Source organism: Peribacillus sp. YIM B13482, assembly GCF_042787975.1.
Lineage (GTDB): Bacteria > Bacillota > Bacilli > Bacillales > DSM-1321 > Peribacillus > Peribacillus simplex_A.
The window spans coordinates 1-8,368 of the sequence record NZ_JBHZPF010000097.1; the positions used below are offsets into that span (position 1 = coordinate 1).

Genomic DNA, 8,368 nt, shown 5'->3' on the forward strand with positions numbered 1-8,368 from the left:
AAAAAAAGGTAGATTTCCTCAGAATAAACTGAGAAAAACTACCTCTATTGGCCCGAAGGGACTTTTTCAGTGCCCTCCACTAAAGGGATTCCGTTTTTTTGCTGAACCGATCAAACATCATCATTGAAGAATAAAACAAAAAAGATTAGCTCAAATGTGCTATTTTTTTTGTTTATAATGAATCCTCCTAATTTAACTAATAAATGCAAAGTGAAAATGATCATGGACACTACATACCCATCAAGAGCTGAATCATATCCTCCAGATATTAATAATTCAGGTTTGAAGCAAATAAAAATCGATATTGCGAGAGGTATTAAAACAAGAATGAAAGCCAGCTGGGTTTTGTTATCCATAAAGCATTCCGCCTCAGTGTATTAATTTAACAAATTATAACAAACCTAATAAAAATACCATCGTAAGAGGCATCCGTTTTATTCCCCACTGCATTTTTGGTATAATATGTATGCGATTTAATATGTAAACTCTGTATGTGATCAAGCAGGACAGTGTTGATCACTTAAAGTTTTTATTTTGTAAACAAATGAGTATAATGGTGAAACCAAGGAGTGACATATGAGGGTCTTATTAGAATTGATGCGCATCATATTAATATTCGGGATAGCCGGATCGATCATTTCAAATATTGTAAACGGTATATATATAAACATAGGAGTTAATCAGAATCAGTATGGCTGGCTAGGCTCGATTGCGATACTCATTTTATTATTTGTCTGGTATAGAAATAAACTTCAGTTCAGTGGCTGGTATTCGGGAAAAGGGAAGGAAAAGCTTCCAAAAACGGCCTCCCAAATACTAATCATGTGTTCACTCTTTTTGTTATGTGCCCCACCTGTTTTAAGTGTGCTGCAGCTGATATTTCAATAATCGGGATTCTTTATCCCAGATAGAGCAGGAGTGAACGATTTGCGGAATTTGTTTAATATTGTGGTTCTCATACTCCTACTCGGTGGATTTTGGTATGGATATGGTAAAAATATTCAGGAGTCTGGATTCAAGGCGGGGGTTGGTTCCTTTGCATCCGATGTTCGTTCCTTCATAAACGGGCCCGAGGTTTCAACTGCCTTGGAAAAACTGAACACCGGAGTCAACAACCTGATGGGTTCGCTGGCTGAAACTTTGGATACCGCTTCAGAAAAAGAAACGCAAGAAACGGAAAAAGTGAAAAAACCAGCATTGGAAGCACCTTCTGAAGCATCCTTTTCAGTCAGTAATATCGAAATTGGCGACACAAAGGATGACGTAGAAAAACTGGCTGGGGAAGCAAAGCGGAAAACGCGGAATGAATATGGCGTAGACTGGTTCGCCTATCACGAAAATTATCAAAACTTCTTCATGGTTGCCTACGATAATAACAATAAAGTTGTTGGTTTATATACGAATCAAGATTTGATTTCCTCAAAGGAAGGCATTAAACGCGGCACCCCTAAGGAAACCGTGACTGCGAAATTGGGCGAGCCTGTAACAAAACTTCTTAAAGGCAACGTCTATTATCAGATTCGAAGTGATGGCGAATACGATATGTTTAAAATGGATAATAGCTATGTGACCATTTTTTATGATAAACATGAAAATAATACAGTCACATCGATCCAGATCATCGACGAAAAACTGGAAAAGCAAAAGAGCGGCTATTTTGCAAAAGCCAGCCCCGAGTTAAAGAAAGGCTTCGAATATCAATTATTCGATTTGACCAATGCATCACGGGTCAATCATGATCTCTCAGTGCTTTCATGGGATAAACGAGTGAAGGTCACTGCACAGGATCACAGTACAGATATGGCCGTGAATCAATACTTCAACCATACAAACCTTGAAGGAGAATCCCCGTTCGACAGGATGGAAGATGACAAAATCAAGTTTCGAATGGCTGGGGAAAACTTGGCTGCCGGTCAGAATAGCAGTATCTTTGCCCATGAAGGCCTGATGAATTCCATTGGCCACAGGGAAAACAAATTACAGAAGGATTTTGAATCGCTCGGTGTCGGAGTGGCCTTCGATGAGGAAAATAAACCATATTATACGGAGAATTATTTGAGGAAATAAACCAAAAAGCTGTGCATGGAGAATCCCAGCACAGCTTTTTTCTCCAGAATAAAAGAGAGGGCATCCATTTTTTAAAAATGGATGCCCTCTCTTTTATAATGTATCACCAAACGAATAATCCAACCATCATGGCACTTAACAAGGAAACAGCCATCCCGCTTAGCAGCAGTTTCCAGACATTCCTTCCGATAATGTTCGATTTCTCATCATTTAGGATGGAATTGAATGTTCCATAAATCATTCCCACTGTACTGAAGTTGGCAAATGACGTCAGATAAGTGACAGCAACAGCGACTGTATGCGGAGACAGCGTACTGATTTTATCTTTTAAATCGAGCAAGGCGACGAACTCATTCGTGGCAAGCTTGATTCCCATCAATTGAGCGACATACATCGCATCATGTCCTGTTAGTCCAAGCAGGAATGCAAATGGACTAAAAATGACAGAGAAGATTTTTTGAATGGTCAGGCCATCCACAAAGAAACCGAAAATACCGTTTACACTGGCCGTTAACGCCACATAACCGATTACCATTGCCATGATGACGAAGACCATTTTGGCCCCCACCAGCATACTGTTAGAAATGGTGGAAAAGAAATCTTTACGTTCCTCTTTAGAAGGTACATAAACGACGTCTTCCTCTTTACTGACATCGACGGGATTTAGCATGTTAGCAATTAGCAAGGCATTTAGGCAGTTCAAAGGTATCGCTACAAATACATAGGTTGCCGGTACCATGGATAGGTAGGCTCCAATGATTGAACCGCTGATGCTGCTCATGCTCATGATTCCAAATGTCAAAAGTCGCTGATCTTTAATCGCGCCGAGTTGAACGCGGAGAACAGCAAGTGCTTCGGTATTCCCAAGGAACATCATCTGAATCGAAAAGAAACTCTCAAGTTTTGGCAAACCGGATACTTTTGAGATGAGCCATCCCACTTTATCAATGATCCAGGTAAGTATACCGAAATACGATAAAACATCAAAAAACGTGATAATGAAAATAATTGGCATCAATGCGCTGAAAAAGAAATCCACATGTTCATTTGCCATAACTGAAGGAAAGACGAATGAAATCCCTTCATTTGCACATCCAATCAACCAGGTGAAGAATGAAGCGATCAGATTAATGACCCACGCCCCTATCTTAGTTGATAACATGAACCCTGTGATAAGCAATTCAAGAACCAGTAAGGTAAGAATGGCTTTCCACTTAACGCTCCTTTTATTAGGTGAACAAAGGTAAACGATGCCCATTACAACTAAAACACCCAGTATATTCAATAAGAAATACATGCTTTCATCCCCTTTGGATATATCATTTCCCATTCATTTTTTTTATATAAAAAGCCCTTACCTTTTTACACTTTCAGCCGCAGGAAGAAAGTGTGAAAAAGTAAGAGCCTTCATTAAAAAGGGGGTATGCTGGATCAAGTTTTCAAGCGAACCAACCATAAACCTATTCATCTCTTTTATTTTCATACTTCCTTGTAGTCCGGCATTATTCACGGCTGCCAGGTAGAAACTATCAGACCATTGTTACTGATAATATACAAGGATATTTTTAAAATAAATTCTTAGGAAAGATATCATTTTAAATCAGTTTATTTTCAATTACAATACGTTTTACAATTGTTATATTAATATAAATCTTTCGAAAACATTTTAAAAAGAAGTCTCCGAAGGGCCAATGTTGGGTAATACTTATGAAGTAGTATATCCCACCCATCAACAATAAAAAACACCTGCTTTATAGCGGTGTTGTTATAGCTCGAGTAAATTCGCCATATTACCCTTTAGAGTCATGCCGTTTTAAAAAAACTTCCCACCTGTGATAATCCTTGATTCAATGCTTCATACTAAATAGTATATTTCCTTGATAAGGACGTGGATTTTGGTGGATTTTATTTTTAGCCAGGAAACTCTTACTACAGTTCAGTGGATGTTGAGAGCCATTACATCCTTCATCGTTTTACTTTTTTCGGTTAAATTGATGGGGCAACGAGCCATTTCTCAGTTAAGATTAATTGATTTTATAATGGCATTAATTATTGGGAACATTCTTGCCCACCCTTTGTCTGATGCACATTCAGGTTTGAAGGGTTCAATGATAACGACCTGTGTATTAGTCATTTTATATATCATTAATGTGTTCACAAGTCTTAAGTGGGGCAAACTCCGAAGGTTCTTTGACCCCTCACCCTTTACCCTTATCGAAAATGGGCAAATCGTTTACAAAAGCTTAGCAAGGGCTCGAATCTCCATCGATTTTTTACTATCTGAATTAAGAAAAGAAAAAATTGTCGATATTGAAAAAGTATCACTCGCACTATGGGAACCTGATGGTACTATTTCATTGTTTTTAGATCCTCAATATAAAGCGCTAACTCCAGCAGATATGCATATAGCAACTAAAGCCTTCACTTTACCTAAAACGATTATTAAAGAGGGGAAGATTGATTTTAAAGAATTAAATCAAGACGGTAAAGACGAAGTATGGCTGAAAAAAAGTCTCAAAATGACTTATAATGCGGACGTGAACGATATTTTATTAGCAACCATTGATAATAACGATAACATAAAGGTCTTTTTTTACAAATAGCTCCTTGAAGCCCTTAGTACTGCGAAAGAATATAAATACTTTTTTCTCGCTTAAAAATAATTCCCGGTGAAAATTTGAGTTATTTCTTTTTGCAGACAAAATAAAATCCCCTCAAGAAGAAAGTGTAAAACCTACATATAAATGTCGGCTTTACACTTTCAAACTTAAAGGGGATCATATCACATTCATGACCTTCAAGAAAACTCTCTTATTACTCCGACCAATGCAGAGTATTTAAGAACTTGTACACATCCTCATAAACCTGCTCACGTTCTTTACCTAATGTGATTATATGGCCAGAGTTTTCATACCATATCAAGTGTTTATGCTGCGTATCGACTTCATTGAAAATCGCTGTAGCACTGTTCGTATAGTCGGGATCATCCAAACGCCCTTGTAAAACAAGAGTTGGTGATGTGATTAAATCTAAATCTTCACCAGTCTCATTTATTATATTCACCATATCATTCAGCGAAGTCATAGGGTCTTCTTCCAACAGCTTCACTTCGGCAGCAATTTGGTCTGCATCTTTGCCTTCAAACTTCTTATAGGCCTGTGCATAATTGAGCAAGCGTTTTTTTTGTCGATCGCTACTTTTCCCTTGTGTCGGTGCACACATTGCAACTACCCCTGTTACAGGAAGTTCAATTCCTACTTTTAATGAGAACAATCCTCCTAAAGAAATTCCTGCAACAGCAATTTCCTCGTAGCCTTCATCTTTAAGGAATTGATAACCTTCCACTACATCTTTCCACCATTGCTTTGGACTTGTTTTAGCAAGTTCCTCGGCTGATACGCCATGCCCACTATAAAGGGGTCCGTGGCAAGTATAGTCGCGATCATTCAGGTATTTCCCTAATTTCTTCATGTCTCCTGTACTTCCGGTAAACCCGTGAAGTAAAAGAACAGCTCTTTTTCCACCTCTGTATGTGAATGACTCAGGTGCTTTCACTTTCATCTATCTAGGACCTTCTTTCTGCTCTTGTTGATAAATAGAATCTAAATGATTTTCAAAAAAAAATCAATTAATACCCCTTGAGTGGGATTTCTTCTATCCTATTCCGTATTTTCATTCAAACAGATAAATCATGTATTTATTATCCTTACCACACTCTTTACAACTCATCCGTTCCGAAGCACATTTTACTATGATTGATTTTATTTAGCAATCGTCATTTAACCATTTTTTTTAAGAAAAGTAAAATGCACCTTGTAATACGATGTACATCGTATTACACTAAAAGCAAATGATAAAAGAAGGTGATTATTTGGATAAAGAATTGATGAAGGGAAGCATTGACCTCCTTTTGCTTTCACTTCTTTCACAAAAAGAGCTTTATGGCTATGAAATGACGAAGATTCTTAAGCAAATGAGCGAGGGGCAATACGAAATCAGTGAAGGTACCCTATATCCGGCTCTTAAGCGTTTAGAAAGAAAGGAATTTATAGAAGGGTATTGGAAAGAGTCTGAGTCAGGTCGCAGGAAATATTATCGTATCACGGACAGCGGCAGAACCGAGCTTGAACGTAAACGCAGCAGCTTTACCTTCCTTGAAAATTTAGTTCGGAAAAGCGCGGAGGATTTCTGATGAAAACAACATTTGAAAAGTATGTAAAAAAAATCGTCAACCAAACTGATTGTACCAAGGAAGAAAAAGAAGATATGTCTGAAGAACTGCTCCTCCATTTGGAGTTGAGCCGGGATGATTTAATGAAGCAGGGGAAGACCCCAAAAGAAGCCGAGAAAATGGCATTAATCCTTTTTGGCGACGAATGGGAAATCGGCAGTCAAATTCAGCAGGCCATCTTTCCATACCGAAAAGAGTTTATGCTTACTTTATCCATCGTTTCAATTCTTTTTACGTTTTCGGTGTATGCGCTGCAACTATTCCAAAAAGGAGATGCTTACATCGGCTGGCTTCTTTTTTCGATACTGACTAGTGCAACTTTACTCTCACTTACACTTAACCTCCTAGTCTCTATCAACCGGAAAATCATGGTCAACACCGTGTTAGTGACCCATGCCCTTGTCTATGTATATGGATGGGGAATCGCTTCCGCCCTTGACTTCACATTATTTCCTTTATTCAGCTTGATTATGGCAGCAATTCTCCTACTATCTCTTTACCTCATTTACAAAACAGCCTTGGTTCTTCCGGGATATAGTGGAAAGACTTTAAAAAAAGCAAAACTTCTGCACATTTTCAATATTTCACTCGGCATCTTGATTTTGTCAGTTACCTTATTTTTCTTATATGCTTTTTTAATCTTCTCAAGTGAAGTCCAGCCGTTTATGCTTTTATTTTTCATCCCGACCGTCTTATGGATTTCGTTATATACCCTACAGATTAAACTGTTAAAAAAGCTTCCTGTTGCTTCAAATATATGTGCTGTTTTTCAGGTATTACTTGTTCTAGCCATTATTGTTACGATGATGATACTCTACCGTTAAGGAGTCCTTCAAATGAAAAAGATGCACATCTATCTCATTCTGATCACGCTTGCGATTGTGACTGTATTGTTTGTCATCGCCGGATTGATCTTTAAAAAAGAAGAAAATGAAAAGCAGCAGGGCTTAACCAATCAATACGACGTATCCGCCCAAGGAACAATTGCATACGTCACACACATTAAGGGGAAACCACAATTAAAGCTCTATAATCCTGCATTATCCATTGAAGAAAAAGTCCTTGAATTGAGCAACGATGAACAAATCCTCGACCCGACTTATTCCTACGAAGGGGATATACTTGCCTTTATCGTAGCTAAAAAGAACCAAGAAGAAGATTCAACCAGTTCCATTCACCTTTTTGATATGAAATCACAGAAAATCAGTGAATTATTCAAAGCAGACTTCCTGGTCACAGAACTCGATTTCACAAAAAGCGGCCGCTCTCTCTTTTATATCGGAGCCGGTACGTTTAAAAACTACTCGCCGATCACGGGTCCCCGCCCTCACGATTACGATATTTACGAGTTTGATATAGAAAAAAAGGAGTCCATCCAACTAACCTCTTTTAAGAAATATGGTCTTAGTTCCCTAAATGTCGCCCTTGATGGAGAAGCCGCTTATTATCAAACCGATGATGACGCGGATGCTAAAACGGCTGATGATATTTTTGAAACGCATCAACGGATTTTCAAAGTGAAATTTGACAAATCAAGTGTCGAAACTGTCACAGATTCTAAACGTGATGTCGACATTTTTGATTTCACAATTACCCCTGATGAAAAAACGATAATTTTCCAGTCCATCTCCAATGAGCAATCAGGCAGTACCTATATTTATGAGCTATATAGCTATGACCTCAAAACCAAGACCGAAAAGCAGCTGACCCATCTTCAAGGATACACAGATCGCCCAGTCATCAGCAGCGATTCAAAAAATGTCTACTTTATGGTAGACAAGAAATTCGGCAAAAGCGATCCACAGTATCACCTATATAAAGTGGAGATTGATGGAGCCAACCCCGAAGAAATTTTGTTGCCTAATTAATAAAAAAGGATTCCCGCACCAATTATTAACGGTGCCGGAATCCTTTTTTTATGGGGTTACTCGTGAATTTGGACTGTTTACTCGTGAATTCATGCTACACTCTTGATTCCGCGCTGTTTACTCGTGGTTCGGCTTGTTTACTCGTGAATTTCGCACTTTTACTCGTAAATTCATGCTACACTCTTGATTCCGCGCTGTTTAC

9 protein-coding genes and 1 riboswitch are annotated in these 8,368 nt (G+C 38.3%); of the genes, 6 read left to right on the top strand and 3 right to left on the bottom strand.

Annotation, left to right across the window (positions count from 1 at the left end; all coding sequences use genetic code 11):
* Positions 1-110 precede the first annotated feature (110 nt).
* Positions 111-356 carry a hypothetical protein gene (locus ACFX4L_RS24320; RefSeq protein ID WP_284469968.1) on the bottom strand — a complete coding sequence of 82 codons (246 nt, stop codon included), beginning with the start codon at positions 354-356 and terminating at the stop codon, positions 111-113.
* A gap of 220 nt (positions 357-576) precedes the next feature.
* On the opposite strand from ACFX4L_RS24320, the gene ACFX4L_RS24325 reads away from it, so the two are divergent.
* Both ACFX4L_RS24325 and ACFX4L_RS24330 read left to right on the top strand, forming a co-directional pair.
* Positions 577-888: a hypothetical protein gene (locus tag ACFX4L_RS24325; RefSeq protein WP_284469967.1), complete on the top strand. Its 312-nt coding sequence runs from the start codon at positions 577-579 to the stop codon at positions 886-888.
* 30 nt (positions 889-918) lie between these two features.
* Entirely contained in the window at positions 919-2,067 is a 1,149-nt protein-coding gene (locus ACFX4L_RS24330; RefSeq protein ID WP_377406507.1) for a CAP domain-containing protein, read from the top strand.
* Between the two features lie 103 nt (positions 2,068-2,170).
* Here the strand turns inward: ACFX4L_RS24330 and ACFX4L_RS24335 are convergent, their stop codons facing one another.
* Positions 2,171-3,364: a nucleoside transporter C-terminal domain-containing protein gene (locus ACFX4L_RS24335; protein ID WP_061464477.1), complete on the bottom strand. Its 1,194-nt coding sequence runs from the start codon at positions 3,362-3,364 to the stop codon at positions 2,171-2,173.
* A gap of 175 nt (positions 3,365-3,539) precedes the next feature.
* A riboswitch (purine riboswitch) is annotated at positions 3,540-3,644 on the bottom strand.
* Between the two features lie 321 nt (positions 3,645-3,965).
* Between ACFX4L_RS24335 and ACFX4L_RS24340 the strand changes: the two genes are divergently transcribed.
* Positions 3,966-4,670 carry a DUF421 domain-containing protein gene (locus ACFX4L_RS24340; protein WP_061466171.1) on the top strand — a complete coding sequence of 235 codons (705 nt, stop codon included), beginning with the start codon at positions 3,966-3,968 and terminating at the stop codon, positions 4,668-4,670.
* Between the two features lie 211 nt (positions 4,671-4,881).
* Here the strand turns inward: ACFX4L_RS24340 and ACFX4L_RS24345 are convergent, their stop codons facing one another.
* Positions 4,882-5,628 carry an alpha/beta hydrolase gene (locus tag ACFX4L_RS24345; RefSeq protein ID WP_061464478.1) on the bottom strand — a complete coding sequence of 249 codons (747 nt, stop codon included), beginning with the start codon at positions 5,626-5,628 and terminating at the stop codon, positions 4,882-4,884.
* A gap of 310 nt (positions 5,629-5,938) precedes the next feature.
* On the opposite strand from ACFX4L_RS24345, the gene ACFX4L_RS24350 reads away from it, so the two are divergent.
* From ACFX4L_RS24350 to ACFX4L_RS24360, 3 genes are read left to right on the top strand one after another with little or no spacing between them, the layout of a single operon-like run.
* Positions 5,939-6,259, top strand: coding sequence for a PadR family transcriptional regulator (locus ACFX4L_RS24350; protein ID WP_089364730.1), 321 nt, complete (start codon positions 5,939-5,941; stop codon positions 6,257-6,259).
* Complete coding sequence (locus tag ACFX4L_RS24355; RefSeq protein ID WP_377382332.1) at positions 6,259-7,122, top strand: permease prefix domain 1-containing protein; 864 nt, start codon at positions 6,259-6,261, stop codon at positions 7,120-7,122. The genes ACFX4L_RS24350 and ACFX4L_RS24355 overlap by 1 nt, the downstream gene beginning before the upstream one ends.
* A 12-nt stretch (positions 7,123-7,134) precedes the next feature.
* Positions 7,135-8,166: a TolB family protein gene (locus ACFX4L_RS24360; RefSeq protein WP_377406508.1), complete on the top strand. Its 1,032-nt coding sequence runs from the start codon at positions 7,135-7,137 to the stop codon at positions 8,164-8,166.
* Positions 8,167-8,368 lie beyond the last annotated feature (202 nt).

Coding starts and splice junctions, on each gene's coding strand:
- ACFX4L_RS24360 (WP_377406508.1), top strand. CDS start 7,135: ATGAAAAAGATGCACATCTATCTCATTCTGATCACGCTTGCGATTGTG.
- ACFX4L_RS24335 (WP_061464477.1), bottom strand. CDS start 3,364: ATGTATTTCTTATTGAATATACTGGGTGTTTTAGTTGTAATGGGCATC.
- ACFX4L_RS24320 (WP_284469968.1), bottom strand. CDS start 356: ATGGATAACAAAACCCAGCTGGCTTTCATTCTTGTTTTAATACCTCTC.
- ACFX4L_RS24345 (WP_061464478.1), bottom strand. CDS start 5,628: ATGAAAGTGAAAGCACCTGAGTCATTCACATACAGAGGTGGAAAAAGA.
- ACFX4L_RS24325 (WP_284469967.1), top strand. CDS start 577: ATGAGGGTCTTATTAGAATTGATGCGCATCATATTAATATTCGGGATA.
- ACFX4L_RS24355 (WP_377382332.1), top strand. CDS start 6,259: ATGAAAACAACATTTGAAAAGTATGTAAAAAAAATCGTCAACCAAACT.